Raw genomic sequence first — 26,272 nt, 5'->3', positions numbered from 1 at the left:
TCACACGTCCGTCGGCGGGGCGTAGCGGATCTCGTCGTCCAGCAGACGCACCCACTCCGGCCTCCACCGCGGCGCACGGGCGGCCATCTCGTCCTGCAGGTCGGGCAGCCGCGGCGGGAACATCCGGTCCGGGAAGCGGCCCGACCGCCGGCCCCACTCCGGCCAGTGGTCATAGGCGCGCTCGACCACGACGTCGGCGGCGGTGGCGACGGCCCGCAGGAAGTACCAGGAGCCGTGCTCGGGGTGGGCCTCCGCCCCGCGCAGCCGCCAGGGCAGCATCCGGTCCTCCCACGGCGGTTCCAGGGCCTCGCCCGAGGCGTCCACCAGCTGGGGGAAGCTCATGGCCCCCCGCTCGCAGGCCACCGTGAACGTCAGCTCCCCGCCGCGCTCGGCGGCCAGTGAGCGCAGGGCCCCGCGCAACGTGCGCAGTTCCTCGGTCTCCGCCGGGGCGGGTCGCGGCGCCTCGGTCGCGGCCCGCATGGCGCGGGCGACCATGGCCTGCCAGTCGGCGGTCTTCAGCACGCGCCGCCGCCGGGGCGTGGCCGACGGGGTCCCGGCGGGCATGGGGTCGTCCCGCCGTGTGAACCAGTCCGCGCCGAGCAGTTCGCGTGCCGCGTCCGGGTCCACGCGATCGGTGCCGTACAGCTCCCGGAACAGGGCCCAGGCCCGGGCGTCGTCGCCGCCTTCGGCGACGTGCCGCAGCAGGTCGGCCGCCACCGCGCGATGGTGTTCGTCGTCCGGGAAGTGCACGGACAGGAAGCCGAGCAGGCGCTCGGGAGTGCCGAAGCCCTCCACGGTGACCAGGCCGTCGTCCCCGACGGCATCGGGGTAGTCCGTGCGACCCCAGACGGCACCGTCCCACCAGTAGAGGAAGGACACCCCCATCTGCTCGTGCAGGTACCGGGCGATGAGCGTGTCCAGCCACTCCCACGGCAGCCAGTCGGGCCCGCCCGCGAGCAGGTCCAGCTCCTCGTCGATGGTGTCCTGGCCCAGCGGCTCCCACCCGGTCAGGACGGCCCGGCCGCCCTCGACCCAGGTCAGCCGCCACCAGCAGCCCGCCGAGTTGTCGAAGTGCGTGCCGTGCGGGCCCAGCGTGAATCCACCGCGCGTGTACGTCGTCCCGACCGGGTCGTAGTCGAAGGTCTCCTCCGGCCGTGCTTCGAGGAGGCGGTAGGCGCCGAGTTCGATCCTGCTGTGGGCCCAGAGCAGCCCCGGATGCGGCAGGTCCCCGGGACGGCCGGGCTGGTGGAAGGACGCGGGACTCATGGCTCGGTGCGCTCCGGTGTCTCAGGGACGCCCGCACGGTCGCGGGCGCGGCTGTCCCATCAGATGCGCCCCACCACTCGACCGGTTCCCCTCGAACCCCACCGGTTTCACCACGGCCGGCGTCACTGGAGACCGACGACCTCCAGCGCGCCCGGCCTCGCCACGACCACCGCGCCCGGAGCCGCGTACAGCGACGACCGGCCGCGCGCCTCCCACACCGAACCTGAGCGGTCGCCGTTCCGGCCCAGCGGGAACTCCAACCGCACCGACTCCTCGTCCGCGGCCACGTCCCAGGACTGCAACAGCACCAACAGGGGTTCCTCGTGGTGCGGCAGGTCCCCGATGGGGTGCAGGCTGCGCAGGACGACGAGCTGGTCGGCCAGGGCCAGCGTGCCGCCCCGGAGGGAGGGCACGTGCTCGACCGCGGCGACGCGCTCCTCCCCCTCGAACGAGTGCGACGTGTAGCGGTCGAACCGCTCGTCGCCCTCCCCGGCGTCCTCGTCCTCCCCGCTGGTCACGAACCCGTCCGAGGTGCGCGTGCCGCCGCCCTCCCAGGCCATCATGTCCCGCAGGTCGGCGAGGTCGCGCGCCGCCACCTCGCCACCGGGCCGCACGAACAGGTTCCCGCGCGTGCCCTCACCGTCGCCGGTCTCCCACTCCAGCGCGTACACCCCGCCGTCAGGGGAGACCTGCGACCGCACCCAGTACGGGACGGCGGTGACCGGCTCCTCGTGCCGCCACAACTGCGACCCGTCGGCCGGGTCGAGGCCCACCAGCAGGGCGTCGTGGTCGAGGGGCGCCCGGTCGGGGTCCCCCGCTTCCTCGGCCGACAGCCCGCACTGGACCAGCGCCACCACCTCGCCGCGCAGGACGCCGTACGGGTTCCACCGGTTCGGCACACAGCCGTCGGGCGGGTCGAACCGCCAGGCCTCCTCCCCCGAGTCCAGGTCGTAGGCGGTGAAGGACCGGCCGTCGCCACCGGCTCCCCCGCCCTCCATGAGGAAGGTGTCGGCCGTCACCGCGAAGGTCTCGGGCAGCGTGGGGAAGGCGTCCCCGAAGTCGACGTCCGGGCTCCGGTACTCCGCGCGGACCCGGCCCGTGGCGGCGTCGAGGGCGACCAGCCGCAGCGCGGATCCGCCCGTGTGGTCCCTGGCGCTGAACGAGACCACCAGCGCGCCGCCGTCCGGGGCCGCCGCGATGTCGGTGGCGCGAGCGTCCGCGCGCCAGTACCGCCAGCGTTCCCGGCCGGTGCGCGTGTCCAGGAGGGTGACCCCCTTCGTGTGCAGGACCGCGGCGCCCGCGCCCGCCACCACCGTGTCCACCACGTCCTGGCCCTCGGGCACCCGCCACCGCCAGCCGACCCCGCTCACCCCGGCCGGGGCGGACGCCCGGGCCGCGTCCGTGGCCGCCGTCTCGGGTGCCGGGGCGGACGTGGAGTCCACCGGGCGCAGTTCGACCGCCGCGACGACCAACGCGACCAGTCCGGCGCCGAGCGCCAGGCCCGACACTCCCGCGAGGGGGGCGAGCCACCGGCGGCCGGGGGCACGGGCGGGAACCAGCGCGGGGAGCGCCAGCGCGACCGCGACCAGGGCGGGCCCCAGGGCGAGGCCCCACGCGGTGAAGTCCACGAATCCCTTGGTCGCCTCCCCGCGCACCCCCAGCACGACCGTCCACGCGGGCACGCAGAGGAGCACGACGAGGACGGCGACGGCGGCGAGCACCAGGCGGGGCGCCACCGCGGTCTCCGGGTGCCGCTGGGCCGGCAGGAGCCGGTACAGCAGCGCGCCGAGGACGACGACGGCGAGCAGCACCAGCACCGCGTAGGCGGTTCAGGGATGGCCGTCACCGGACCGGTACGCCGACGTGGCCGCCCAGAGGAGGACGGCCGACCCGCAGACCGACAGGCCGCCGGCGAACCAGGAAAGTACGGGGGTGGACATTCGAAAAAGGTAGAAGGAGCGCGTGAGCGCGTCAAAACCGGCACGCGCCGGAGGCCGCCGCGCCGGTTCCCGGCTGGCCCGGCGTCGAGCCGCCCGGGCGGACGGCCCCGTCTCGGCTCGTCAGGGGTCGAGGGGGCGCAGGTGGAGATCGTGTTCGGCGGTGTCGGGGGCTGCGAAGCGGAGCAGGCGCAGGCCCTCGCCCGTGACGGCGTCCTCCTCGGCCGGCGACAGCGGCTCGAAGAGCCGGACGTCCAGCAGGGCCGCCCCCGTCTCCTTGTCGCGTTCGATCCGCCACAACCCGCGCACGAACCCGTCGACCGTCACGGGCGGGTGGACCATCAGGTGGACGCGCTGGTGGTCGGCCACCAGGCGCGACCGGTCGTCGTAGCCCACGAGCACGTTGTCGAGCAGGGCCAGGAACCGCACGGGCGCCGGGGTGTCCGGGTCGGCGACCGGGGCGTCGGGCAGGTCGAACAGCTCACGGCCGTCCCGGTCGCGCCGGACCGCCAGACGCGGGCGCAGGCCCTCCAGCACGGACCGCAGCCGGGTCATGCCGCTCCACGCCTGGACGTCCCTGACCGAGGCCGGGCCGAAGGCCGCCAGGTAGCGCAGGACCAGCCGCTCCGTGTCGGCCCGGTCCGCGAGCGGGCCGCCGAGCCACTGTTCGGCAAGCACGAACGGGGTCGGCCCCCGGCGGCCCCACACTCCGTCGGGCGGCGGGTGCAGGATCGGCAGGAGCCCCTGGACCGAGCGGGCGAGTCCCACCGGATCGCGGTCCGGCCAGCGCTCGCCCAGCGCGCGGGCGAGCTCCGGGCGGGACACGGTACCGCCCGCGAGGAGTTCGCGGGCGGCGGCGGTCAGTTCGCCCAGGTCGAGCCCTGCCGTGGAGCGGCCGAAGGCGCCCCGCTGCCAACGGGTGAGGAGCGGCTGGAGGGTGGGCCGCAGCCACCGGTAGTCGTCGGCGGTGACGAGGTGCTGCGTGCCCCGGAACATCGTTCCCCGGACCACCGCGCGGTCGTGGAGCAGGTCGGTGAGTCCGTCCGTGGTGAAGTCCGCGATCCGCGACCACAGGCCGACGTAGGGCGGTTCGGGGTCCTGCGCCTGGAGGCCGACGAGGCGGCGTACGACCTCGTACGGGGGCGTGCTCGCGCGGTCCAGCAGGAGCTGCCGGGACAGGGTCGTCCGATTCAGTGTGCGCCGGTCGAGTGGGGTCATGGGTCGGACGGTAGCGGCCGTCGCGGTCGACCGCTGTCCGCCACTCCCCCGGCGGATCGGCCCGGGTTGGCCGGTCGGGTGAAGGTGGTGCGCCGAACCTGCCCTAGGTTGGGCGTGAGTTCGGAGACAACGGAGAGAGGTGCCGCGTGAGCGTCGTCAAGTTCAACGTCCTGACCGTCCCCGTGGGCGAGGGGGCCACCCTGGAGGCGCGGTTCGCCAAGCGCGCCGGACTGGTGGAGAACCAGCCGGGGTTCGAGGAGTTCCAGCTGCTGCGCCCGGTCGAGGGGACGGACAAGTACCTGGTGTACACCCGGTGGCGGTCCGAGGAGGACTTCCAGAACTGGGTGAACGGCCAGGCCTTCAAGGAGGGCCACGCGCAGGCCGCGAAGGAGGCCGAGGCGGAGGGCCGCACGGGTCACGGCCACGGGCACGGCGGCCCGGCCGCGACCGGCAGTGAGATGTGGGGCTTCGAGGTCATCCAGCACGTCAAGGCTGAGTCCTAGCCGCCGGGTCGGGCGTCGGTGGGGCCGGGATCCCCGGTTCCACCGGCACCCCCGGCTCTCCCGTCCTGTCGTCCCCCCAAACGCACCGCGTGGCCGCCTGGACCTTTACGTCGTAGATTTCTTCTGTGGTCGCCTCACCGGCCGCCTCACTCCGGTGTGCGGGCCTCGATGAGGAACCGGGTCGTGTGCGCCACGAACGGCCCCTCCCGCTCGATCAGCTCGTGCATCGCACGGAGCCGGTCGCGGTGGGCCGTCGGCGAACGGCAGCGGCGGTTCGTCGGTGTCGGCGACCACGGCGACCCCGAGCGGGTGCAGCAGTCGCGTGGCCCTGGCCACGTTCGGCGGCCATCCCTCCGTGGCCACCGTCAGCGGGGCCCGGCGCCGGATCCCGGCCAGCACCTCGCCGCCGCCGGTCTGGATGTCGAGCGCGGCGCTCGCACCCGCCAGGCGCTCCCCCATGGTCCGCTGGTGACCCCAGGAGGGCCGCTCTTCCGTGGCCCGCCCCTCCAGCCACGAGAAGTCCCACCCCTCGGTGGGGGCCGCCTCGGCCTCGGCCACGAGTTCGTCGAAGGTTCGTCCCATGCGGGTCAGGCCGGCCGATCGGAGCAGCCGGTGTCCACCGAATTCGACCCGCCCGCACGCACGTGTCGGCCTCCCCTGGGACGATCCCGGGATCGGGTGACCCGCGTACCGGCCACTCCCCGGCAGCAGCGAGGATGGGGGATCATGAGAGCCCTCGTCCGCTACGCCCGTCTCGCGGCCCCCGTCTCCGCCGTCGCCGCCGGCCTGATCGCCGTGCTGGTCGGCGTGACCAGCTCGATCGCGATCGTGTTCGCCGCGGCCGACGCCGCCGGGGCGACGCCCGGGCAGACCGCCTCGTGGGTGCTGGCCCTGGGCGTGGGCATGGCCGTCACCTGTGTGGGCCTGTCGTTGCGCTACCGGGCACCGGTGGTCACCGCCTGGTCCACGCCCGGCGCGGCGCTGCTCGCGGTCGGCCTGGACGGCGTCACGATGCCGCAGGCGGTCGGCGCGTTCCTGTTCTCCGCGGCGCTGATCACACTGAGCGGTGTGACCGGCTGGTTCGAGAAGGTCATGGACCGCGTGCCGGTGCCGCTGGCGGCGGGTCTGCTCGCGGGGGTGCTGCTCCAGTTCGGCCTCGGCCTCTTCACGAGCATGGAGGGCGACTTCACCGTGGTCTTCGCGATGTTCGCGGTGTACCTGGTGTGCCGCCGCTGGCTCCCCCGCTACGCGGTCCTGCTCGCGCTGGTGGCGGGCGGCGCGGTGGCGGCGGTGAACGGCACCCTGGACCTGGGCGAGGTGGCACCCGCACTGGCCCGGCCGGTGTTCGTGGCGCCGGAGTTCTCCTGGCAGGTGATGGTGAGCGTCGGCGTGCCCCTGTTCGTGGTCACCATGGCCTCGCAGAACCTGCCCGGGGTGGCGGTGCTGCGCGGCGACGGCTACCGGGTGCCGATCTCGCCGGTGCTGGGCTGGACGGGGCTGACCAACATGCTGCTCGCGCCGTTCGGCTGCTACGGCCTGAACCTGGCCGCGATCACCGCGGCGATCTGCACCGGACCTCAGGCGCACCCGGACCGCGAGCGGCGGTTCACGGCCGCGGTGTGGGCCGGGATCTTCTACCTGTGCGTGGGCGTCTTCGGCGCCACGGTCGCCTCGCTCCTGGCCGCCCTGCCCACGACGCTGATCCTGGCGATCGCGGGCCTGGGCCTGCTCGGCACGATCGGGGGGTCGCTGGCCTCGGCACTGGGCGACGAACGGTCGCGGGAGGCGGCGGTGGTGACCTTCCTGGCCACCGCGTCGGGGTTCACGCTGCTGGGAGTGGGGTCGGCCTTCTGGGGGCTGGTCGCCGGCGTGCTGACCCTGCTGGTCACGGGGGCCTGGCGCCGTTCGCGGGCGACGGTTCAGGCCGGCTCGGAGGTGGAGTCCGGGTCGTCTCCGGAGCCGGACGCGGACGCGGGTTCGGATGCCGCGCCGGGTTCGGAAACGGAACCGGGTTCGGAGCCCGACTCGGACACGAGCCCGGAGGCGGCCACGACGTCGGCGGCGAACCGGTCCAGCGGCGGGAAGTCCGCACCGCCCTCGGAGAAGGCCTCGAAGTAGCCGCGCTGGAAACAGGCGCCCACGAGCAGGGCGGCCGACGCCGCGGCGTCGGTGTCCGCGGGGACCCGGCCCAGCCGTCGTTCCGCCTCCAGGTAGGCGGCGAACCCGCGGTTGACGTTGAGCGGACCGGCTCCGTGCCGGGCCATCCCCTCCCGGTGGCGGCGCAGCAGTTCGGGTTCGGCGAACAGGGACCCGAGCATGGGAGCGCCGTGCCGGAAGAAGGGGACGGCCCGGGTCACGAGGTCGACGAGGTTGTCGCGCACACTGCCGTGTCCGGCGCGCTCGGGCATGCGCGCGAGGTCCTCGACGAACGGCGGGAAGCGGTGGCGCATGACCTCCAGGATGAGCTCGGACTTGTCGGTGAAGTGCTTGTAGAGCGTGGCCTCGGAGTACCCGGAGGCCAGGGCGATCTCCTTGGTCGTGGCGCGGGCCATCCCCAGACGGTCCAGGACCTCGGCGGCGGTGTCCAGGATGTGCAGACGGGTCCGCGCGGCCGTCGAACGCGGTCGCCGCTTCCTGGGCTCGCCGTCCATGGAGACTCCTAGCGGGCTGGGCGGGGTGCGGTGGGCGCGCCGGTCCGGGTGTTCGCGCGCGGGGAGAGCAGCCGGTGGCAGCGCACCAGCTCCCCCGCGACGAACGAACCGGCGAGGAACACCACTATCACGGTCCCGAAGGCGACCCAGGCCAGCAGGGCGGTCCCGGGATCGGTGAGGGCCTCGGTCCTGGCCCGCACCCACAGGAGGGAGGCGGCCACGGCGACCGAGCCCGAGGCAAGGGCCGCGGGCCCGGACCGCCCCAGGGCGGCGACGGAGTAGAGGGCGACCATCGGGGCGAGGAAGAGCCCCAGCTCGTAGTCGCGCAGCAGGAACAGCGCGTAGGCGGCGGTGGCGACCACCAGGGCGGGGACCGGCCGGGTGCGGCGCCAGTACAGGGCCGCGCAGCCCACGGCCACGGCGGCGAAGGCGACGGCGTCCGTGGGCCGGGCGAGCGTCCAGCCGTCGACGGGATCGAGCGGCGGGCCGGTGAGGCTGCCGTAGGTCGCGGCGATTTCGACCAGGAGCACGAGGGCGGCGATCCCGGCGTCGAGGGCTCGGGCACGCCGGGTACCGGGCTCCGCGGAGGGGTGGGGCCGGGGCGTGGGGGGCATACGCACCTCCATAAGTGAGTGGGCACTCACTAACTTAGACACGGACGAGGACCGACGCAAGGACGGCGGGTTTCGCGTGGCGGCGGGGGTGAGAACGGACACGTCGGACATCGGGCGCCGCGCGGGCCGCTCGTGTGGAGACGGGTACTCCGGACATGGATGATGGGAGGGACTGGGGTCTACCGACCCGTTCGTGCCGGAGGCGATGCCTCAGGCACCGGTCGCACCTGATGTCCGATCTGCCCGTAGCGGCGAGGGAGGCCCCATGCGGCACGTGGTCCTGTTGAGTACCGGAGGCACCATCGCCACGACGGCGAGCGAGGCGGGCCTGGCGGTCAGCGTGGACGCCGGGCGACTGGCCGCCGCCGCGGCCGAGGTGTGGGACCTGGAGGACGTGCGGGTCGAGGCGCTCGACGTGAACCGGATCATCAGCTCCGCGGCGTCCCTCGACGACGTCATGACCCTGGCGCGCGCCGTGGACGAGGCCGCGGCCCGCGCGGACGGCGTGGTCGTCACCCACGGCACCGACTCCATGGAGGAGTCGGCGTTCCTCGTGGCCCTCACCCACCGCCACCAGGCCCCGGTGGCCTTCACCGGCGCACAGCGCTCCTTCGACGATCCCGCCCCCGACGGCCCGCGCAACCTGGCGGCGGCGCTGCGCTGGGTCGCCGACCCGCGGGCACGCGGAACCGGGGTCAGCGTGGTGTTCGGCGACACCGTCCTGCCCGCCGTGGGCACCCGCAAGGTGCACACGCTCGGCCTGAACGGCTTCGCGGCGCCGGGGCGCGGCCCCGTCGCCGCCGTCGACGACACGGGCGTGCGGCCCTACGCCGTACCGGCGGCCGCGCCGGCGCTGCTGTCGACCGACGCCGCCCTGCCCAGGGTGGAGGTCGTCGGCCAGTATCTGGGCTCGGACGCCACGGCGGTGCGGGCGGCGGTCGCCGCGGGGGCGCGCGGCATCGTCCTGGCGGCGTTCGGCGCGGGCAACGCCACGCCCGAGGTGACGGCGGCGTGCCTGGACCTGCTCGACGCGGGCACTCCGGTGGTCGTGGCGAGCCGGGTCGGAGCGGGCCCGGTGCGCGGCGTGTACGCGGGCGGGGGCGCGGACCTGGAGCGCGCGGGCGCCATCCCCGCGGGCGACCTGTCGCCGTGGCAGGCGCGGCTGCTGCTGGCGGCGGTGCTGACCCACGCCGACGGATCGCGGGGCGCCGCCGCCCGGTGCCGGGACTGGCTCAGGGCCGTCGCCGCGCTGTCCTGAGCCCTGTCACCCCGCCCGCGCGGGCGGCGGCCCCGCCCTGGACCCCGGGCCGCCCCGGCGCTCAGGCGGTGGCCAGGACCCGGCCGGTCTCGGCCACGGCGAGCACCAGGTCCTGCGGGTCGGCGGTCATTCCCGCCACCACCAGGTCGATCTCCGTCAGCCCGGCGCGTGCCAGCAGCGTCTTGTCGTTGGTGACCCACTCCCCTCGTTCGGCGAGGACGGCGTGCGCCGTCTGGACCGCCGCCTGGGCGACGAGTCCGGCGCACTGGGCGACCCGGCCGTGCGGGGCGTGGGCGTGCTCGGCGTAGGACAGGGTGGCCGCGGCGCGGCCCCGCCAGACGCCGGGCGCGGAGGCGCGCAGGGCCTTCGGGTGCTCCGGGCGGGGCAGGTCGCCGACGAGCACCCGGCCCAGCGCCAGTTCGGCGACCACGAGGTAGGTGGGGATGCCCGCCAGGTGGAACATCAGCGGTTCGATCCCGAAACGCCCGCGCTCGGCCTCGGCCCACCGGTGTTCCACGTCGTCGAGGTCGCGGTAGTGCACGTCCACCCTGCGGCCGTCGACACGCAGCCACGCCCCGCCGTTGAAGACGCCCCCGCCCCAGCCGCCGATCTCGGACACTTCGCCCTCCCAGCCCGTGTCGCGCAGGTCCTGGGGGTCGAAGGCGCCGCGATAGTACACGGCCAGGTCCCAGTCGCTGTCGGGCCGGTGGGTGCCCTGGGCACGGGAGCCGCCGAGGCTGACCGCCCGCACGCCCGGCAGGGACGAGAGGCGGTCGGCGGTCGCGGCCAGGAAGCGTTCGTCGTCGGTGGTCATGGCCCCATCATGCCGGGAACCCGGATCACCGCGGGGCGGCGTCGGCGGTCCGTGCGGGTGGCCCGTAGGTGCGCCGGCGGAGGAAGGCCTCGGCCGGACCGCGCAGGCCGGCGCGCCGCATGAGGTCGGCCAGGACCACGGTGGCCAGCCACACCGCGGCGCCCACCAGGACGGCGGCGGCGTCGGACAGGCTCCGCGCCAGGTCGAGGGTGTAGGGCAGGAACAGCACGACCCAGGCCACCGACTGCAACAGGTAGCAGGTCATGGAACGCTGCCCGGTCGCGGCCAGGGCCTGCACGACCGGCCCCCGGCGGGCACCGATCCGGACCGCCACCAGCGCGATGAGCGCGGCGTAGCCGAACCCGCCCGCGTAGCCGGAGAGCACGTGGAGCCAGCCCGCCGCGAACGACGGGGCGAAGTCCGACGGCCACACCTGAACGGCCACGAGGGCCCGCGGAAGTCCGCCCAGAGCGGCCACGGGGATGCCGACGAGCGCGACGCGGCGCAGCAGGGCCAGGTGCCGCTCGGGCTCCTCCAGCAGCCTGCGGCGGGCCGCCCAGACACCGACCGTGAACGGGAACACCGACACCAGGGTCATCAGCACGAGCATGACCGGCCAGCTCCCCAGGCGCATGAGCATGTCGGTGAGCGGCGTCAGTTCCGCCGCGCTCTGCTGTTGCGGGTCGCCCCCGGAGAGGGCCGCGGTCATGGCGGCGGCGTACAGCAGGGACCCGACCGACATCCAGGCGAAGCCGTGGGCCAGCAGGCGCCGGTCGCTCGCCCGGAGCAGGCCCGCGAAGACCAGGGCGATGAGGCCGTACACACCGATGATGTCGCCGTAGAAGAGCAGGAGGGTGTGCAGGAAGCCGATGACCATGAGCCACCGGCCGCGGCGGCGCACCAGGGAGCGCACCCACGTCGTGCCGTGGCCCTCGGCGGTGCGGCGCAGGAGGATCTGGGCGAGGCCGTACCCGAACAGGGCCGCGAACATGGGGTACCCACGGCTCTCCGCGAACATCATCATGAACGCGGTGACGGCGGTGTCGAGGGTGCCGGTCAGGGCGAAGGTCTCACCGCCGCCCGTGGACATCTGCCGGAACATGTGCGCGTGTACGGTGGCGATGACCAGCAGCATGAACCCGCGGGCGAGGTCGGGGGCGAGCGAGCGCCGGGCCAGGGTCACCGGGGCGGCGCCGGGATGGGCGGAGGTCGGAGGAGAGGACATGGTCGGGCTCCCGGGGGACGGGGCAACGTGAGATACGCTCCCGTATCTCATTGGACCACTTTAAGATACGACGCCGTAGCTTAGAAAGAAACCACGTGACTGACCGGAAGCGGCCATCCGCAGCGGAGTCCGTTGCGCCCGAGGCGCCTGGGACACCCGGCACGCCCGGGACGCCGGGAGCGGCCGACGTGCCGTCCAAGCCGACACGACGGCGCGGGCAGGCGCTCGTCGACGCCATCCACGACGCGGTGCTGCGCGAGGCCGCCGAGAACGGCGTCGCCCGACTCACCATGGAGGGCGTGGCCCGGCGCGCGGGCACGGCCAAGACGTCGCTCTACCGCCGCTGGTCCACACCGGAGGACATCCTGATGGAGGCGCTGCACAGCGCCTATCCCCAGGAGGCGCCCTCCGCCGCCGCCGACGACCTGCGCGGCGACCTCGTCGCCGCCCTGATGCTCTTCCACGGGCTCATGGGCCAGGAGCCGCTGGGCCCGGTGATGCTCTCCTGCGTGGCCGAGGCGTCCTACCGGCCCGAGTTCAACGAGCGGCTGTGGCGGGAGGTGTACGGGCCCAGGGGCGGGCGCTTCACCGCCACGGTGCTCCGGCACTACGCCGACCGGGGGCGGATCGATCCGGCGCGGGTCACCCCGGTGACCGTCGACATCGGCGAGGCGATGATGGTCAAGTACACCCTGGACCAGCTCGAACCGCCCTCGCCGGACTACGTCGAGCGGATCGTGGACGAGGTGCTCCTGCCGGCCCTCGGCCGCGACCCGCGGTGACGGACGGGATCCGACCGGGGGCCGACGGGACGGTCGGCCCGGGACCGGTCGTGTGACCGCTCGGGCGGCCGGCCCCGAGTGGGCCGGCCGCCCGTTCACGGGTCAGTCGTCGCGCTGGTCCTGCCCGGGGCCGGCCGCCGCCTCGGGGCCCGCCCCCGGCTCGTCCGGTCCGGTCGCGGCCTCGCCCGGGCCGACCGCCGGTTCGACGGGCCCGGCCCGGCTCGCGCCCTGGTAGGCCGTCCCCGCGAGTTCCTCCTGCCGCAGGGAGCGTACGAGGGCGAACATCATGAGGAACGCGATCACGAAAAACGGCAGCCCGAACACGATGATCGTCTCCGACAGGGCGTCCAGCCCGTCCTTGCCCGTCGCGGTCAGCACGGTCGCCGCGACCACGCCCTCGGTCACGCCCCAGAACACCCGCTGGCGGGTGGGCCCGGTGGCCGAGCCCGAGCAGAGCATGTCCACCACCAGGGACGCCGAGTCCGAGGAGGTGGTGAAGAAGATGATGACGATGACGATGCTCAGCACCGACACCGCCGTGGCGAACGGATAGTGCGTCAGGAAGGCGAAGAGCGCTCCGGGGATGTCCTCCTGGACGACCACCTCCTCGACGAGGCCGCCGCCCTGGTTCAGCTCGATGTCGAAGGCGGAGAGCCCGAAGACGCTGAACCACACGATGCTGAAGGCCGTGGGCAGCGCCAGAACACCGATCACGAACTCGCGGATGGTGCGCCCCTTGGAGATGCGCGCGATGAAGATCCCCACGAAGGGCGACCACGTGATGGTCCACGCCCAGTAGAACACCGTCCACGTGCCCTGCCAGCCGGTGTTGCCGAAGGTGTCGTTCCAGAACGACAGCGGGACGAGCCACGACAGGTAGATCCCGGTCGTCTCGATGACGCCCCTGGCCAGGAACAGCGAGGACCCCGCCAGGAAGACGAAGGCGAGCAGCCCCACCGCCAGGACGATGTTGATCTGCGACAGCCACTTGATGCCGACGTCGAGTCCGCTGACCACCGACGTCACCGCGATCGCGGTGACGATCGCGATGAGGATGACCTGGTTGAGCCGGCTCTCCTCCACGCCGAACAGCACGTTGAGGCCGCTGTTGATCTGCATGGTGCCCAGGCCGATGGTGACCGCGACGCCGAAGAGCGTGCCCAGCACGGCGATCACGTCGATCGCGCGGCCGATGGGCCCGTTGATGCGCTCGCCGATCAGCGGGTGGAAGATCGAGCTCACCCGGAACGGCAGGCCCTTGCGGTAGACGAAGTAGGCGAACGCCAGCCCCGGCAGGCAGAAGATCGTCCACGTGTGCAGCCCGAAATGGTAGAGCGTGAATCCCATCGCCTGTTGGGCGGCCTGGACCGACTCGGGTTCGACGTTCTGCTGCGGAGGTTGGGCGAAGTGGCTGATGGGTTCGGCCACGCCCCAGAACATCAGGATGCTGCCGATGCCCGCGGCGAAGAGCATGCAGAACCACGCCACGTTGCTGTACTCGGGACGGCTGTTCTGATCGCCCAGCCGGACGCGGCCGAAACGGCTGAGCGCGATCCAGATCAGGAAGATGAGGAAGGTGGTCACGCCCAGGATGTAGAACCAGCCCAGACGGGACAGGATCCAGGCCGAGGTGGCACCGAAGACCAGGTCGACCGTCTCCGTGGAGAGGATCGACCACAGGACGAAGAAGAGCGTCAGCCCCGCGGCCGCGAAGAAAATGACCGGATTCGTCCGAAGCCCCAGTATGCGGGCGAGGTGTGCGAACATGCCGTCTGCTTTCTTGTGGAACGGTCTCCGGGGACAGGCTGGCGGACGTTGGAGGCGTCCTTCCCCAGAATCGCGGAGAGCACACGGGAATGCACAGAACGGCACGGGATCGTCGTCCGGAATCGCCGCGTGAAACGCCATTGCCGAGCGACATCATTCACAATGCGGACAATTCACCCACTCGTTCCGGGCCGGTCGCGCGGTGGGCCCACCACCGATCGGCCGCGACGACCCGCCCCGCGCACGGCTCCGGTGCCGCGTGCGGGACGGCGCGGGCTCACCGCTCGACCCGCAGGAGCAGGTGGGCTCCGATGTCCTCGCCCGTCAGCGGCTCCCCCGCCAGCTCCGTCGTCCTCGGCGCACCCTCGGGCGCCGCCCTCAGTCCGTCCGCGAACAGCCCGAAGTGCCGCAGGGTCGCCTCGCGGCCGAACTCCCGCGAGCCGAGCGGGAGCGGCCGGGACAGCTGGACGAACCCGATCATCACGTCGCCCACCGCGACGTCGGAGCGCAGCGCCCCCTCCGCCTGGGCCCGTTCCACCAGACGCGCCATCCGGCCGAGCACCTCGTCGCGCCGCTCGGTAGCGACCCGCACCGCGTCCTCCAGCGCACCGTCCGACTCACGGCCGCGCACGGCCTCGAGCATCAACGGCAGCATCATGCCGACCCGCAGCTCCAGGACGAACGTGCGCATCACCCGCAGCAGGCCGGTCCACGCGTCCAGCCCCTCCTCCGCCACGCGCTCCAGTTCCGCCCGCATGATCCCCAGGTTGTCCAACACCACCGCGACGACCAGCGACGACCGGTCGGGGAAGCGCCGGTAGAGCGTCGCGATCCCCACGAGGACCCACGACACCGCGATCCACGACCTGCCGGCCTTCCCGCTGCCGCGCCGGTGCCCCTTCGACCCGCCCGCCGAGTACACCGAGCGGCGGGACGACCACCCCTTCCTGCGCGTACGCCTGCCCGACGGCACCCCGGCCCGGCTCGTCACCCGCGCGGCCGACGCACGTGCCGTCCTGGCCGACCCCGCCATGAGCGCCGACGCCACCAGGCCCGGGTTCCCGGCCGCCTTCCCGGCGGTCGCGGTCCTGGCGTCCCTGCCCACGAAGCCGTTCTTCCTGCGCACGGACCCGCCGGAGCACGACGAGCAGCGGCGCAAGGTCATCCCCGGGTTCACCGTGCGGCGCGTGCGCGCGATGCGGCCCGCCATCCAGCGCATCGCCGACGAGCGGATCGACGCCGTGCTCGCGGGCGACGCGCCCACCGACCTGGTGCGCGCGCTGGCCCTGCCGGTCCCCTCACTGGTGATCTGCCGGCTCCTCGGCGTGCCCTACGAGAACCACGCGTTCTTCGAGGAGCGGGCACGCGTCCCCCTGGCGGCGGGCAGCGGGCCGACGCAGATCCGGCGAGCCTTCGACGACCTGCACGTCTACCTCGGCGACCTCGTCGCCCGCAAGGAGGCCGACCCCGACGACGGCCTCATCAGCGGGCTCGTGACGCGCCACCTGGCCGACGGCGGGATGACCAGGGAGGACGTGATCACCACGAGCATGATGCTCCACCTGGCCGGGCACGGCACCACCGCGCACATGATCGCGCTGAGCACGGTCGCGCTCCTGGAGAACCCCGGCCGGCTCGCCGCCCTGCGCGCCGACCCGGGCCTGCTGCCCGGCGCGGTGGAGGAGCTGCTGCGGTACCTGAACATCGCCGACCGGGTCCCGGCCCGCAGTGCCTCGGGCAGAACCTGGCGCGGCTGGAGCTGGAGGTCGTCCTCGGCGCGCTGTTCGGGCGCGTTCCCGGGCTGCGGCTGTCCGTCCCGGCGGACGAGCTCCCCTGTCTGCCCCCGGTGGGCCTGCACGGCCTGCACGAACTCCCCGTCACGTGGTAGGCGCTCATGAGGATCACAGTGGACAGGAACGTGTGCGCCGGGGCCGGCCTGTGCGCGCTGACCGCGCCGGAGGTCTTCGACCAGGACGAGGAGGACGGCCTGGTCCGGCTGCTGATGCCCGAGCCGCGCCATCCGGTCGGTGCGGACCGAGCCGTCCGTCGAGGGGACCTGACCCGGGCGGCCCGACCGGCCGGGACCAGGGGCCGGGGCCCAGGGGTCTGGTCCAGGGGCCGGGAACGACGGTGTCCCCGCACCGGAGCACCGGTACGGGGACACGTCGGGCAAACACTCAGCCGGTGTAGTCGAAGGTGTCGGGGTCGGGGCCGATCCGGCCGCCGCGGTCGAGCGCGCTGATCGCGTCGACGTCCTCGGCGTCCAGCTCGAAGTCGAACACGTCGATGTTCTCCCGGATCCGCGACGGAGTCACGGACTTGGGGATGACGACGTTGCCGAGCTGGAGGTGCCAGCGCAGCACCACCTGGGCCGCGGACTTGCCGTGCTTGGCCCCCAGCGAGGTCAGGACGGGGTCCTCCAGCAGGCCCTTGCCCTGGCCGAGCGGGCTCCAGGCCTCGGTGAGGACGCCGTGCTCGGCGTCGGCGCGGCGCATGTCCGCCTGGTTGAGGTAGGGGTGCAGCTCGATCTGGTTGAGGACGGGGACGACCTCGGTCTCGGCGACCAGCCGGTCCAGGGTGGACCGGGTGAAGTTGGAGACGCCGATCGAGCGGGCGCGGCCCTCGGATCGGATCCGCTCCATCGCACGCCAGGTGTCCACGTACAGGTCCCGGGCGGGGAGCGGCCAGTGGATGAGGTACAGGTCGACGTGGTCGAGGCCGAGGCGCTCCAGACTGGCGTCGAAGGCCTTGAGCGTCGCGTCGTAGCCCTGGTCGCCGTTCCACAGCTTGGTGGTGACGAACAGGTCGTCGCGGTCGATGCCGGAGGCGGCGACCGCGCGGCCGACCCCGGTCTCGTTGTCGTAGATGCGCGCGGTGTCGATGCTGCGGTAACCGGCCTCCAGCGCGGTCTCGACCGCGCCCCGGGCCTGGTCGTCCGGCACCTGCCAGACACCGAACCCGAGTTGCGGCATGGTGTGGCCGTCGTTCAGCGAGACGTGCTGCATGACTACCTTTCCGTGGTCACGGAGCGGGTGTGGAACGGGAGGGGGGTGGTGTGCGGGGCCGGGGCCCGCGGGCTCAGGAGGTGACGCGGACGAGCATCTTGCCGGTGTTGGCCCCGCGCATCATGTCGAGGAAGGCGCCGACGGCGTTGTCGATGCCCTCGACCACGGTCTCCTCGTAGCGGAGCCGGCCCTCGGCGATCCAGCCGGCGGCGCGCTCGGCGTATTCCTGGGCCAGGTGGCCGTGGTCGCCGACGAGGAAGCCGCGCAGGGTCAGGCGCTTGCCGATGGTCAGCGCGAGGTTGTCCGGGCCCGGCACCGGCTCGGTGGCGTTGTACTGCGAGATCATCCCGCAGACGGCGATCCGGCCGTTCCTGCGCATGGCGTCGATGGCGGCGCGCAGGTGGTCGCCGCCGACGTTGTCGAAGTAGACGTCGATGCCGTCGGGCGCGGCCTCGGCGAGCTGGCCCTCCAGGTCGCCCTCGCGGTAGTCGATCGCGGCGTCGAAGCCGAACTCCTCCAGCAGGCGGCGCTTCTTCTCCGGGCCGCCGGCCGAGCCGACGACGCGGGAGGCACCGAGCTGTCGCGCGATCTGCCCGGCGACGCTGCCGACCGCGCCGGCCGCCCCGGAGACGAACACGACGTCGCCCTCCTTGACGTGGGCGACGTCGGTGAGCCCGGCGTAGGCGGTCAGGCCGGTCATGCCCAGCACGCCGAGGTAGGCCTCGGCCGGTGCGAGCGAGGTGTCCACGGGGCGCGCGGCCGCGGCGTCCACCAGCGCGTACTCGCGCCATCCCAGGAAGTGGGAGACGGTGGTGCCGACGGGGAGGTCGTCGCTCGCGGAGGCGACCACGGTGCCGACGGCTCCGCCCTGCATCGGCTCGTTCAGGCCGAAGGGCGGCAGGTAGGACTTGACGTCGTTCATGCGTCCGCGCATGTAGGGGTCGACCGACATCCAGTCGTTGCGCACCAGGACCTGGCCGGGGCCGGGGTCGGCGACCGTCGTCTCGACCAGGGCGAAGTCGCCGGTGTCGGGTTCCCCGACCGGACGCTTGACGAGGTGGACTTCCTTGCTGGAAACGGGCATGTGTCGAACTCCGTCTTGTCGTGCGGTGGAGGCACCGGCGGCCGTCCACGGGCGGGACGGCGTGGTGCGCTCTTCGACCCTAACGCTCCAGGTCATTGCGCCACGCATAGGATGTTCTGCGTGAGCCATAAGTATTCCGATGGGTCAGTGGCACCGGCCGGGCCCGCCGCACCGACCGCGTCGCCCGCGCCTGCCGTGGAGGCGCATCCGAGCGGACCGCTCGACCTCCAGCTGCTGCGGACGTTCCTGGCGGTGCACAGGTCCGGTTCGTTCACGGCCGCGGCGCAGCTGCTGCGGCTGTCCCAGCCGACCGTCACCACGCAGATCCGTTCCCTGGAGAAGCGGCTCGGACACACCCTGTTCGAGCGGCTGCCGCGCGGGGTCTCCCCCACCGCCGACGCCAACGACCTCGCCGCCCGCGTGGCCGGCCCCCTGGACGCCCTGGAGGTGGCGGTCGGGTGGGACTTCGGGGCCACCGCCGCGCCGCCCGCCCCGCTGCGCCTGGCCGGTCCGGCGGAGATGCTCAGCGCCCGGGTCCTGCCCGCCCTCGCTCCGCTGGCGCAGGAGGGCGTGCGGTTGCGGGTGCGCTCGGGGCTCGCCGAGGACCTGCTCGACGAGTTGCGCGCCGGCCGGCACGACCTGGTGGTGTCCTCGGTCCGCCCGCGGGGCCGGGCCCTGCGCGCCGATCCGTTGATGGACGAGGACTTCGTGCTGGTGGCCAACGCCGACTGGGCGGAGCGGATCGGGTCGCCGTGCGCCGACGCCGCGGAACCGGAGGCGGCCAGGCACGGGGCCGTGCGGCGGGTCGAGCGGCAGGGGCCCACGGCCCTGTGCGGCGTCCCGCTGGTGACCTACGCCGAGGACCTGCCCATCGTGCGCCGGTACTGGCGGCACGTGTTCGGCGTGCGCCTGGCCTACGAGCCCGCGCTCGTGGTCCCGGACCTGCGCGGGGTGCTGGCGGCCGTGGTGAACGGGGCGGGGGTGACGGTGCTGCCCCGCTACCTGTGCGAGGCCGAGCTGGCCGACGGCCGCCTCGTGGCGCTGCTGGAGCCGGAGGACCCGCCGATCAACACGGCGTACCTGGTCCGGCGGCCGGGCCCGGTGGATCATCCGTACCTGACCAGGGTCCACGACCTGCTGAGGAGCGCGGCCCGCGACTGGTAGCCGTGCCGCCGGGGCGCATCGCGCGAACCAGGAGGCCCCGACCCGAGTCCCACTGGACGATCGGGCGGGCGGCCTGCGCCCGCGGACGAGGAGGCGTGGTGGACACGACGGGCTCGACGGGGTCGGCCGAGGCGACGGGCGGACGGGCGCGCGGGATCCCCGAGCCGGCAGGGACGGCGGGGGCGGCGGCCGGGAGGTCCGGCGCGACACGGCGGGGCCGGTCGCGCTCCGCGCTGGTGACGGCGGCGGTCTGGTCGGTGGCGGCCGGGTTCGCGGCGTTCGCGCTGCTGCGGGCGGCGGGCCTGGAACGGGGCTACCCGCTCGTCCCGCTGCTGGCCTTCGCCCCCTACGTCCTGGCCGCCGCGCTCGTGGCGGTGATCGCCACCGCGCTGCTGCGGCGGTGGTCCGCGCTCGCCGTCCTCGCCGTGGCGACCGCCGTACTCGCGATGGCGGTCGTGCCGCGTGCCGTGCCGTTCGGGATCACCTCGGCCGGCGGGCCGGAGCTGCGGATCCTGACCGTGAACGTACTCGGCGGAGGCGCCGACCCCGCGGCCGTGGTGGCGGCGGTGCGCGAACGGGACGTCGACGTGCTCGCCCTCCAGGAGTCCACGCCCGACCTGCTGGCGCGGCTCTCCGCGGAGGGACTGGACGACCTGCTGCCGCACGCGGTCGACCACTCGGCGCCCTCGGTGGAGGGGAGCAGCCTCCACTCGGTGCACCCCCTGACGGACCTGGGCGACGCGGGCGCGGGCGTGTCCGCGTTCGCGATGCCGACCGCGCGGGTGGAGGTACCGGGGTGGGAGGGCGTGCTGGAGGTCACGGCGGTGCACCCGTATCCGCCGGTCGACGCCGCCCGTACCGCCGACTGGCGCGAGGGACTGCGCGCGCTCCCCGGAGCGACCGACGGCGGGGCCCTGCGCATCCTGGCCGGGGACTTCAACGCGACCGTGGACCACGCGGAGCTGCGCGACGTGCTCGCCACGGGGTATGTCGACGCGGCGTCGGTCCAGGGCGAGGGTCTGACCGGCACCTGGCCGTCGTCCGGACCGATGCCCAGGGTGGCGATCGACCACGTGCTGGTGGGCTCCTCCATCGGTGTCGGCGATGTGGAGGTCCTGCCGGTGCCGGGCACCGACCACCTCGGCGTGTTCACGGCGGTCACGATGCCCGAGCCCCGCTAGGCGGCGCCCCCGGGGCACCGGATCGGTACGGTCGTCGGCGACCCTCCGGCCGCGCGTGTCCCAGTGACCACCGAGCTGAGAACGTCCCACTCACGACCTGTGCGCACGCGTCCCGGCAGTCCGACCGAACACGCACAGGCCACCACCCTCCGCACACCATGAAGGAGCACCAGTGAACCCCCCAGGTCCCCCCGGCACCTCCGGGCCCATGCCGACCCGACCGTCGTCCCCGGCCTCAGCTCCGCCGCCCCGGCGCCGTTGGGTCACGGTCCTGTGCGCGCTCGCCGCCACCGGGTTCCTGGCCTTCGCCGCCCTGCGGGTCTTCGGCCTGGAACAGGGCTTTCCGCTGGTGCCGCTGCTGGCCTACACGCCCTACGTGCTGCCCGCGGCGCTGGTGGCGCTGATCGGCACGGCCCTGCTGCGGCGCCTCCTGCCCTCGGCCGCCCTGCTCCTGGCCTTGGCCGTGCTGGCCGCGGTCGTCGTGCCCCGCGCCCTGCCCTCGGGGAGCGACGACGACGGCGGCGGTTCCGCGGGAACCGAGCTGCGGCTGCTCAGTCTCAACACCCACTTCGGCCACGCCTCTGCCGAGGCGGTGGTCGACCTGGTGCGCGAGTACGACGTGCAGGTGCTGTCCCTCCAGGAGGTGACCCCCGAGCTGGCCGCGGACCTGTCGGCCGCGGGGCTCGACGACCTGCTGCCCCACGCGGTCGACCACTCCGCCCCCGCCGCGGCGGGCGGGAGCGTGCATGCGGTCCACCCGCTCACCGACCTGGGCGACCCCGGCCGCGACCTCGGATCGCTGGCGATGCCCCGGGCCGGCATGGACGTGCCCGGCCACGCGGCGGGGGTCGAGGTGACGTCCGTCCACCCGATGTCCCCCCGCCGACCGTCGTCGATGGCCGCCTGGAGGGACGCCCACCGGGCGCTGCCGGAGGCGGGCGGCGACGGCCCGGTCATGATCCTGGCGGGCGACTTCAACGCCACGCTCGACCACGCGGAGCTGCGTTCGGTCCTGGACACGGGGTACGCGGACGCGGCGGCCGACACCGGCGACGGACTGACCGGCACCTGGCCGGTGGACGGTCCGCCGCTGCCCCGCGTGACCCTCGACCACATCCTGGTCGACACGCGGGCCGGGATCGAGGACTTCACGGCCGTGGACGTGCGGGGCACCACGCACCGCGCGCTCTTCGTGGAGATCTCCCTGCCCGGGGCTTGACCGTCACACGGGTGTCAGGGTCTACCTTCGGCGCATGAGCGAGTTGACCGAGCCGATGACCGGTACCCGGTTCCAGGTGGTCCTGCCCGACGAGTCCCCGCACATGGCGCCCGAGGTCCTGGTCGATCTGGGCGTGCGGGCCGAGGCGCTGGGCGCGGACACCGTCTGGCTGCCCGACCACCTGCTGCCGCCCGAGCCCTACGGCCGCACGTTCGGCGGCGTGTACGAGCCGCTGGTGACCCTGGCCCACCTGTCGGCGCGCACGAGCCGGATCCGGCTGGGGACGTCCGTGCTGGTGGTCCCGATGCGCGATCCGTTCCTGCTGGCCAAGCAGGTGGCGACGCTGCACGCTCTGTCGGCGGGCCGGTTCGTCCTGGGGGCGGGGGTCGGCTGGCAGGCCGAGGAGTTCGCCGCCGTGGGCGCGGACTTCGCCACCCGCGGCGCCCGCACGGACGAGGCGCTACGGCTGCTGCGGCACCTGTTCGAGGGCGAGGGGCCGTTCGAGGGACGCTTCCACTCCTACGAGCGCGGTGTGTTCGAGCCGAGGCCGCGCACCCGCGTGCCGGTGATGGTGGGCGGAGTGTCCGACCGGGCGCTGCGGCGCGCCGCCGACCGGGCGGACGAGTGGCAGGGGGTGGGGCTGGACGCACCGGCGTTCGTGCGGGCCCGGAACCGGCTGCGCGAGTTGACCGACCGGCCGGTGCGGGCAGGCACGCGGATCGTGTGGGAGGGCGGCGACGCGGAGTTCGAGCGAGCGGTCGCGGCCTACCGCGCGTTGGCGGCGGCCGGAGCGGACGCGGTGGCGGTGTGGTTCGGGGACGTCGAGGGGTTCGGCGAGCGGATGGAGCGCTTCGCAGCCGCACTGGCGTGAGCGCGGTGCCGGAGCCCGCTGGCATGCTGGGTGCCGAGCGCACGCGAGGGACGGGAGCGGGGCATGGGCGAGTTCGACGGGGCGACGGTGCTGTTCGACCTGGACGGCGTGCTGGTCGACTCCGGGACGGCCGTTCGCGAGGGCCTGCTCGCCTGGGCCCGCGAGCGCGACCTGGATCCGGCGCGGGTCCTGGGGCACTCGCACGGGCGCACCAACGCCGGACTGGTCGCGCTCGTCGCGCCGCACCTGGACCCGGAGGCGGAGGACCTGGTGATCGAGGGCCACGAGGCCGCCCTGGGCGACACCGTCCGGGCGATGCCCGGGGCCCACGAACTGTTGGCGGCGCTGAGGGGCCGCGGCCGGCCCTGGGCGGTGGTGACGTCGGGCAGCCACAGGATCGCCACGGCCCGGATCGCCGCGGCGGGACTCCCGCTGCCCGGGGTGCTGGTGACCGCCGACGACGTCGGCGAGGGCAAGCCGCATCCGGAGCCGTACCTGCTCGGCGCCGAGCGCATGGGTGCGGCGCCGTCGGCGTGCGTGGTGGTCGAGGACTCCCCCGGCGGGGTCCACGCGGGCCTGGCCGCCGGCATGCCGGTGGTCGCGGTGGCGTCCACCACGGCCAGGGAGCATGTGGCGCACGCGACCGCGGTGGTCGACGACCTCACGGCCGTGGCCGACCTGCTGATGTGACCGAGGAGAGAACGGCATGACCGACAGCGAAACGACCGGCGGCGTCACCGTCGACCGTGCCAGAGCCGAGGACGTGGCGGCGATCGTCGCCATGCTGGCCGACGACCACCTGGGCGCGCGGCGGGAGGACCCCGGCGACCTCACGCCCTACCTCGCCGCCTTCAAGGCCATCGACGCCGACCCCCACCAGTTCCTGGCGGTGGCCAGGCGCGGCGACCGCGTCGTGGGCACGCTCCAGCTCACGGTTCTGCCCGGGCTGTCCCGCCGGGGCGCCCTGCGGGCCCAGATCGAGGCCGTGCGCGTGCACGCCGACGAGCGCGGCAGCGGGCTCGGCACCCGGCTGGTCACCTGGGCCGAGGAGGAGGCGCTGCGACGCGGCTGCTCGATGCTCCAGCTCACGTCGGACGCCTCGCGCACGGACGCGCACCGGTTCTACGAGCGGTTGGGCTACACCGCCTCGCACGTGGGCCTCAAGAAGCCCCTCGGCTAGATGGTCCGCCACTGCCCTGCGCGGCCCGAGCCGCGACCGGATCGGTCCGGTCGTGGTCGGGATCGTGCCTGTCGCCGCCCCGGCCGCGCTGACACGATCAGGGCATGACGACAGCACTCCTCGTGATCGACGCCCAGCAGTCCTTCCTCCAGCGCGAGAGCTGGAACGCGGCCTCCGACCCGAAGGTCGCCGCGACCATCGCGCGCCTGGTGGACCACTTCCGGGACCGGGGCGACCGGGTCGTGTGGGTCCTGCACACCGAACCGGGCAGCGGCACGGTCTTCGATCCCGAGCGCGGGTTCGTCGAGTTCATGGACGGCCTGTCGCCCGCCGAGGGCGAGCCCGTGCGCACCAAGACCGTGCACAACGCCTTCACCGGCACCGACCTGGCCGAGATCCTCACGGACTGGGGCGTCGAGGAGGTCACCGTCTGCGGTGTGCGCACCGAGCAGTGCTGTGAGACGACCGCCCGCGTGGCCTCCGACCTGGGCTTCGAGGTGACCTTCGCGGTGGACGCCACGGCGAGCGAACCCATCGAGGCGCCCGGCTCCCCCGCGGGCCGCCCGCTGGCCGAGGTCCTGGCCGACCCCCGCACGCTCCTGCCCGCGGACGTCATCACCCGCACGGTCTACGCCCTCTCCGGGCGGTTCGCCGACGTGCGCACGGTCGCGGAGATCATCGGTTGAGGAGGGAACGGCAGGCGGGCGCGGACGGGGGCCGGAGCCCGCGCCAGCGCTCCGGCCCCCGTGTCCGACCCTCCTCCGGCCCCGTGTCCGGCCCGACCCCCGTCCTCCGGACCGCCCCCGGAACAAGCCCGACTAGACTGACCGGATCGTGACCACTGTCGTCTTCCTGCTGACGCCCGGCCTGCACCTGTTGGACCTCGCGGGCCCGGCCCAGGTGTTCTCCACCGCCGCCGACACGGGCCTGGACTACCGGGTCCGCTACGTCGCCGAGCACGCCGACGTGCCCACCGCCCAGGGGGTGGGTCTGCGCGCCGAGACGGACATGCCCAGGCTCGGGTCGGACGACCTCGTCCTCGTTCCCGGCTGGCGCACCCGCGACGGTGTCCGGCGCCACGTGCTCGGTGCCGGCCACGCCGCCGCCCTGGTCGCCCACCACGCGGCGGGCGGCACCGTGGCCAGCGTGTGTTCGGGTGCCTTCGCCCTCGGCGACGTCGGCCTGCTGGACGGGCGCCGCTGCACCACCCACCACGAACTCCAGGAGGAGCTGGCGCGCCGCCGGCCCCGCGCCCGGGTGATACCGGACGTGCTGTACGTGTCCGACGGCGGTGTGGTGACCTCGGCCGGGATCGCCAGCGGCATCGACCTCGCCCTGCACCTGGTCACCACACGTCACGGTCCCGCGACGGCGGCGGCCATCGCGCGGAACATGGTGGTCCACACGCGCCGCAACGGGGACGAGCCCCAGGCCAGCGCCATGCTGCGGCACCGGGACCACCTCGTCGACATCGTCCACCGGGTCCAGGACACCATCGACGCCCGCTTCCGGTCCGCTCTGCGGCTGGCCGACCTGGCCGCCGCGGTCGGCGTCAGCGAGCGCACGCTGAGCCGCGCCTTCTCGGCGGCCACCGGCCTCACTCCGCTGCGCTACCAGCAGGTGCTGCGGGTCGAGCACGCCGAGCACCTCATCGGCCGGGGCGCCACGGTGGAGGCCGCGGCACGGGCGGTCGGGTTCCAGGACGCGCGGATGCTTCGCCGGCTGCGCTCGCGCCCGGGTGCCGTTCGGCTCTGACCGCGTCGCCGCGCGCGACGCCGCCGGTGCGGGCGGCCCGCACCGGCGGCGTGACGCGGCTCGGGCTCAGGCGCGCAGGGCGTCGATGAGTTCCTGCTCGTCGTCGTGGGACAGGCTGGTCTGGATGACCGTCGGCGTCAGCGGCTTGAAGGCCTCCACGGCCCGGTCCTTGGTGGCCTCGTCGGCCAGCAGGAACACGGCGGCGCGGCCCTGGTCGAGCTCGCCGCCGATCTTCTTGATCATGTCGTCGTCGATGCCGACGTCGGTGAGCCTGCCGGCGACGGCCCCCGACGCGGCGCCGACGGCCAGCCCCAGGACGGGGTTGAGGAAGAGCAGGCCGATGAGCGTGCCCCAGAAGGCGCCGCCGAGGGCGCCGTAGCCGGTCATGTTCACGGTCTGGTGGATGCGCGGACGCCCTTTGTCGTCCTTGTAGACGTAGGCGGCGTCCTCCAGGCGCAGGAGTTCCTGCTTACCGAGGTCGGCGGCGATGTCCAGAGCCCGCTCCGCGGTGTCGCGGTCGGCCACCCCGAGGACGATCAGCTGAGCCATGGGTGTGTTCCCCCCGTCGTGGTGCCGGACCCGCTCCGGGCCCGATCGGCGGGAGGCTGCCCGGGATCGTCCCCGCTTAGCCCCATGGCGGGGGACACGGCGCGCAAAGACTCCGGCGCGCGGCGACGGGACCGGAGCGGAGCGGTCCGCTTCGGTCCGGCCTTGCCCGGTCCGCTTCGGTCCGGCCTTGCCCGGTCCGCTTCGGTCCGGCCTTGCCCGGTCCGGCCGT

Annotated in this window: 25 protein-coding genes and 2 pseudogenes; 14 read left to right on the top strand and 13 right to left on the bottom strand. The window is 74.0% G+C overall.

The features are described 5' to 3' along the window. From HNR10_RS23100 to HNR10_RS23090, 3 genes are all read right to left on the bottom strand, one after another. On the bottom strand, positions 1-1,266 hold the full coding sequence (locus tag HNR10_RS23100; RefSeq protein ID WP_179826895.1) for a hypothetical protein: 1,266 nt from the start codon (positions 1,264-1,266) through the stop codon (positions 1-3). 122 nt (positions 1,267-1,388) lie between these two features. Next, positions 1,389-3,083 carry an outer membrane protein assembly factor BamB family protein gene (locus HNR10_RS23095; protein ID WP_179826894.1) on the bottom strand — a complete coding sequence of 565 codons (1,695 nt, stop codon included), beginning with the start codon at positions 3,081-3,083 and terminating at the stop codon, positions 1,389-1,391. Positions 3,084-3,326: 243 nt separating this feature from the next. After that, positions 3,327-4,421, bottom strand: coding sequence for a winged helix DNA-binding domain-containing protein (locus tag HNR10_RS23090; protein ID WP_179826893.1), 1,095 nt, complete (start codon positions 4,419-4,421; stop codon positions 3,327-3,329). Between the two features lie 146 nt (positions 4,422-4,567). Here HNR10_RS23090 and HNR10_RS23085 point away from each other — a divergent pair, with 146 nt between their 5' ends. Then, entirely contained in the window at positions 4,568-4,924 is a 357-nt protein-coding gene (locus tag HNR10_RS23085; RefSeq protein WP_179826892.1) for an antibiotic biosynthesis monooxygenase family protein, read from the top strand. Positions 4,925-5,173: 249 nt separating this feature from the next. Here HNR10_RS23085 and HNR10_RS23080 read toward each other — a convergent pair. Continuing rightward, positions 5,174-5,506: pseudogene (locus tag HNR10_RS23080) on the bottom strand (SAM-dependent methyltransferase); the annotation flags it as partial. Positions 5,507-5,650: 144 nt separating this feature from the next. On the opposite strand from HNR10_RS23080, the gene HNR10_RS23075 reads away from it, so the two are divergent. Next, on the top strand, positions 5,651-7,042 hold the full coding sequence (locus HNR10_RS23075; protein WP_179826891.1) for a benzoate/H(+) symporter BenE family transporter: 1,392 nt from the start codon (positions 5,651-5,653) through the stop codon (positions 7,040-7,042). Between the two features lie 344 nt (positions 7,043-7,386). On the opposite strand, the pseudogene HNR10_RS31810 reads toward HNR10_RS23075, so the two are convergent. Both HNR10_RS31810 and HNR10_RS23070 read right to left on the bottom strand, forming a co-directional pair. Then, positions 7,387-7,575 (bottom strand): annotated as a pseudogene (locus HNR10_RS31810) (TetR family transcriptional regulator); the annotation flags it as partial. Positions 7,576-7,583: 8 nt separating this feature from the next. Continuing rightward, positions 7,584-8,189 carry a DUF7134 domain-containing protein gene (locus HNR10_RS23070; protein WP_179826883.1) on the bottom strand — a complete coding sequence of 202 codons (606 nt, stop codon included), beginning with the start codon at positions 8,187-8,189 and terminating at the stop codon, positions 7,584-7,586. 265 nt (positions 8,190-8,454) lie between these two features. Between HNR10_RS23070 and HNR10_RS23065 the strand changes: the two genes are divergently transcribed. Beyond that, positions 8,455-9,447, top strand: coding sequence for an asparaginase (locus HNR10_RS23065; RefSeq protein ID WP_179826881.1), 993 nt, complete (start codon positions 8,455-8,457; stop codon positions 9,445-9,447). A 61-nt stretch (positions 9,448-9,508) separates the two neighbouring features. Here the strand turns inward: HNR10_RS23065 and HNR10_RS23060 are convergent, their stop codons facing one another. Both HNR10_RS23060 and HNR10_RS23055 read right to left on the bottom strand, forming a co-directional pair. Then, the gene (locus tag HNR10_RS23060; protein ID WP_179826879.1) at positions 9,509-10,261 is read right to left on the bottom strand and encodes a nucleotidyltransferase domain-containing protein; all 753 of its coding nucleotides are present in this window, start codon (positions 10,259-10,261) and stop codon (positions 9,509-9,511) included. Between the two features lie 25 nt (positions 10,262-10,286). Next, a complete protein-coding gene (locus HNR10_RS23055; RefSeq protein ID WP_246406378.1) occupies positions 10,287-11,486 on the bottom strand; it encodes a DUF418 domain-containing protein in 1,200 nt (399 codons plus the stop codon). A 95-nt stretch (positions 11,487-11,581) separates the two neighbouring features. On the opposite strand from HNR10_RS23055, the gene HNR10_RS23050 reads away from it, so the two are divergent. Further along, entirely contained in the window at positions 11,582-12,268 is a 687-nt protein-coding gene (locus HNR10_RS23050; RefSeq protein ID WP_376769768.1) for a TetR/AcrR family transcriptional regulator, read from the top strand. Positions 12,269-12,370: 102 nt separating this feature from the next. On the opposite strand, the gene HNR10_RS23045 is transcribed toward HNR10_RS23050, so the two are convergent. After that, a complete protein-coding gene (locus tag HNR10_RS23045) occupies positions 12,371-14,035 on the bottom strand; it encodes a BCCT family transporter (protein ID WP_179826875.1) in 1,665 nt (554 codons plus the stop codon). 277 nt (positions 14,036-14,312) lie between these two features. Beyond that, complete coding sequence (locus HNR10_RS30860) at positions 14,313-15,083, bottom strand: SbtR family transcriptional regulator (RefSeq protein WP_218897950.1); 771 nt, start codon at positions 15,081-15,083, stop codon at positions 14,313-14,315. On the opposite strand from HNR10_RS30860, the gene HNR10_RS23040 reads away from it, so the two are divergent. Beyond that, positions 15,067-15,933, top strand: coding sequence for a cytochrome P450 family protein (locus HNR10_RS23040; RefSeq protein ID WP_218897948.1), 867 nt, complete (start codon positions 15,067-15,069; stop codon positions 15,931-15,933). The two genes, HNR10_RS30860 and HNR10_RS23040, sit on opposite strands and share 17 nt — an antisense overlap. Further along, positions 15,930-16,277, top strand: a complete 348-nt coding sequence (locus HNR10_RS32195) for a ferredoxin (protein WP_179826873.1) — start codon at positions 15,930-15,932, stop codon at positions 16,275-16,277. The genes HNR10_RS23040 and HNR10_RS32195 overlap by 4 nt, the downstream gene beginning before the upstream one ends. On the opposite strand, the gene HNR10_RS23030 is transcribed toward HNR10_RS32195, so the two are convergent. Both HNR10_RS23030 and HNR10_RS23025 read right to left on the bottom strand, forming a co-directional pair. Continuing rightward, on the bottom strand, positions 16,213-17,040 hold the full coding sequence (locus HNR10_RS23030) for an aldo/keto reductase (RefSeq protein WP_179826871.1): 828 nt from the start codon (positions 17,038-17,040) through the stop codon (positions 16,213-16,215). The two genes, HNR10_RS32195 and HNR10_RS23030, sit on opposite strands and share 65 nt — an antisense overlap. A 73-nt stretch (positions 17,041-17,113) precedes the next feature. Then, positions 17,114-18,124 (bottom strand): NADP-dependent oxidoreductase, encoded by a 1,011-nt coding sequence (locus tag HNR10_RS23025; RefSeq protein ID WP_179826863.1) that lies wholly within the window; start codon positions 18,122-18,124, stop codon positions 17,114-17,116. Positions 18,125-18,319: 195 nt separating this feature from the next. Between HNR10_RS23025 and HNR10_RS23020 the strand changes: the two genes are divergently transcribed. The 8 genes from HNR10_RS23020 (at position 18,320) to HNR10_RS22985 (ending at position 25,494) form a co-directional block, all read left to right on the top strand. Beyond that, complete coding sequence (locus HNR10_RS23020) at positions 18,320-19,288, top strand: LysR family transcriptional regulator (protein ID WP_312889516.1); 969 nt, start codon at positions 18,320-18,322, stop codon at positions 19,286-19,288. A 95-nt stretch (positions 19,289-19,383) separates the two neighbouring features. Continuing rightward, a complete protein-coding gene (locus HNR10_RS23015; RefSeq protein WP_312889391.1) occupies positions 19,384-20,469 on the top strand; it encodes an endonuclease/exonuclease/phosphatase family protein in 1,086 nt (361 codons plus the stop codon). Positions 20,470-20,677: 208 nt separating this feature from the next. Then, a complete protein-coding gene (locus HNR10_RS23010; RefSeq protein WP_179826859.1) occupies positions 20,678-21,688 on the top strand; it encodes an endonuclease/exonuclease/phosphatase family protein in 1,011 nt (336 codons plus the stop codon). Between the two features lie 34 nt (positions 21,689-21,722). Next, positions 21,723-22,559 carry a TIGR03619 family F420-dependent LLM class oxidoreductase gene (locus tag HNR10_RS23005; RefSeq protein ID WP_179826858.1) on the top strand — a complete coding sequence of 279 codons (837 nt, stop codon included), beginning with the start codon at positions 21,723-21,725 and terminating at the stop codon, positions 22,557-22,559. Positions 22,560-22,622: 63 nt separating this feature from the next. Next, complete coding sequence (locus HNR10_RS23000) at positions 22,623-23,249, top strand: HAD-IA family hydrolase (protein WP_179826857.1); 627 nt, start codon at positions 22,623-22,625, stop codon at positions 23,247-23,249. Between the two features lie 16 nt (positions 23,250-23,265). Then, positions 23,266-23,739, top strand: coding sequence for a GNAT family N-acetyltransferase (locus HNR10_RS22995; protein WP_179826856.1), 474 nt, complete (start codon positions 23,266-23,268; stop codon positions 23,737-23,739). A gap of 104 nt (positions 23,740-23,843) precedes the next feature. Beyond that, entirely contained in the window at positions 23,844-24,425 is a 582-nt protein-coding gene (locus HNR10_RS22990; RefSeq protein ID WP_179826855.1) for an isochorismatase family protein, read from the top strand. A gap of 148 nt (positions 24,426-24,573) precedes the next feature. Next, on the top strand, positions 24,574-25,494 hold the full coding sequence (locus HNR10_RS22985; RefSeq protein ID WP_179826854.1) for a GlxA family transcriptional regulator: 921 nt from the start codon (positions 24,574-24,576) through the stop codon (positions 25,492-25,494). A 66-nt stretch (positions 25,495-25,560) separates the two neighbouring features. On the opposite strand, the gene HNR10_RS22980 is transcribed toward HNR10_RS22985, so the two are convergent. Continuing rightward, positions 25,561-26,043 carry a DUF1269 domain-containing protein gene (locus HNR10_RS22980; RefSeq protein ID WP_179826853.1) on the bottom strand — a complete coding sequence of 161 codons (483 nt, stop codon included), beginning with the start codon at positions 26,041-26,043 and terminating at the stop codon, positions 25,561-25,563. Positions 26,044-26,272 lie beyond the last annotated feature (229 nt).

Source organism: Nocardiopsis aegyptia (assembly GCF_013410755.1).
Classification (GTDB): Bacteria; Actinomycetota; Actinomycetes; order Streptosporangiales; family Streptosporangiaceae; genus Nocardiopsis; species Nocardiopsis aegyptia.
The sequence above is the reverse complement of the archived record's forward strand: the minus strand, read 5'-3'. Positions and strand labels throughout refer to the sequence as shown.

Excerpts from the sequence above, each read along its gene's own strand:
- HNR10_RS23100 (WP_179826895.1), bottom strand. The coding sequence starts at position 1,266 with ATGAGTCCCGCGTCCTTCCACCAGCCCGGCCGTCCCGGGGACCTGCCG.
- HNR10_RS23090 (WP_179826893.1), bottom strand. The coding sequence starts at position 4,421 with ATGACCCCACTCGACCGGCGCACACTGAATCGGACGACCCTGTCCCGG.
- HNR10_RS23075 (WP_179826891.1), top strand. The coding sequence starts at position 5,651 with ATGAGAGCCCTCGTCCGCTACGCCCGTCTCGCGGCCCCCGTCTCCGCC.
- HNR10_RS23070 (WP_179826883.1), bottom strand. The coding sequence starts at position 8,189 with ATGCCCCCCACGCCCCGGCCCCACCCCTCCGCGGAGCCCGGTACCCGG.
- HNR10_RS23065 (WP_179826881.1), top strand. The coding sequence starts at position 8,455 with ATGCGGCACGTGGTCCTGTTGAGTACCGGAGGCACCATCGCCACGACG.
- HNR10_RS23060 (WP_179826879.1), bottom strand. The coding sequence starts at position 10,261 with ATGACCACCGACGACGAACGCTTCCTGGCCGCGACCGCCGACCGCCTC.
- HNR10_RS23055 (WP_246406378.1), bottom strand. The coding sequence starts at position 11,486 with ATGTCCTCTCCTCCGACCTCCGCCCATCCCGGCGCCGCCCCGGTGACC.
- HNR10_RS23045 (WP_179826875.1), bottom strand. The coding sequence starts at position 14,035 with ATGTTCGCACACCTCGCCCGCATACTGGGGCTTCGGACGAATCCGGTC.
- HNR10_RS23040 (WP_218897948.1), top strand. The coding sequence starts at position 15,067 with ATGAGCGCCGACGCCACCAGGCCCGGGTTCCCGGCCGCCTTCCCGGCG.
- HNR10_RS32195 (WP_179826873.1), top strand. The coding sequence starts at position 15,930 with ATGAGGATCACAGTGGACAGGAACGTGTGCGCCGGGGCCGGCCTGTGC.
- HNR10_RS23030 (WP_179826871.1), bottom strand. The coding sequence starts at position 17,040 with ATGCAGCACGTCTCGCTGAACGACGGCCACACCATGCCGCAACTCGGG.
- HNR10_RS23025 (WP_179826863.1), bottom strand. The coding sequence starts at position 18,124 with ATGCCCGTTTCCAGCAAGGAAGTCCACCTCGTCAAGCGTCCGGTCGGG.
- HNR10_RS23010 (WP_179826859.1), top strand. The coding sequence starts at position 20,678 with ATGCCGACCCGACCGTCGTCCCCGGCCTCAGCTCCGCCGCCCCGGCGC.
- HNR10_RS23005 (WP_179826858.1), top strand. The coding sequence starts at position 21,723 with ATGAGCGAGTTGACCGAGCCGATGACCGGTACCCGGTTCCAGGTGGTC.
- HNR10_RS23000 (WP_179826857.1), top strand. The coding sequence starts at position 22,623 with ATGGGCGAGTTCGACGGGGCGACGGTGCTGTTCGACCTGGACGGCGTG.
- HNR10_RS22995 (WP_179826856.1), top strand. The coding sequence starts at position 23,266 with ATGACCGACAGCGAAACGACCGGCGGCGTCACCGTCGACCGTGCCAGA.
- HNR10_RS22990 (WP_179826855.1), top strand. The coding sequence starts at position 23,844 with ATGACGACAGCACTCCTCGTGATCGACGCCCAGCAGTCCTTCCTCCAG.
- HNR10_RS22980 (WP_179826853.1), bottom strand. The coding sequence starts at position 26,043 with ATGGCTCAGCTGATCGTCCTCGGGGTGGCCGACCGCGACACCGCGGAG.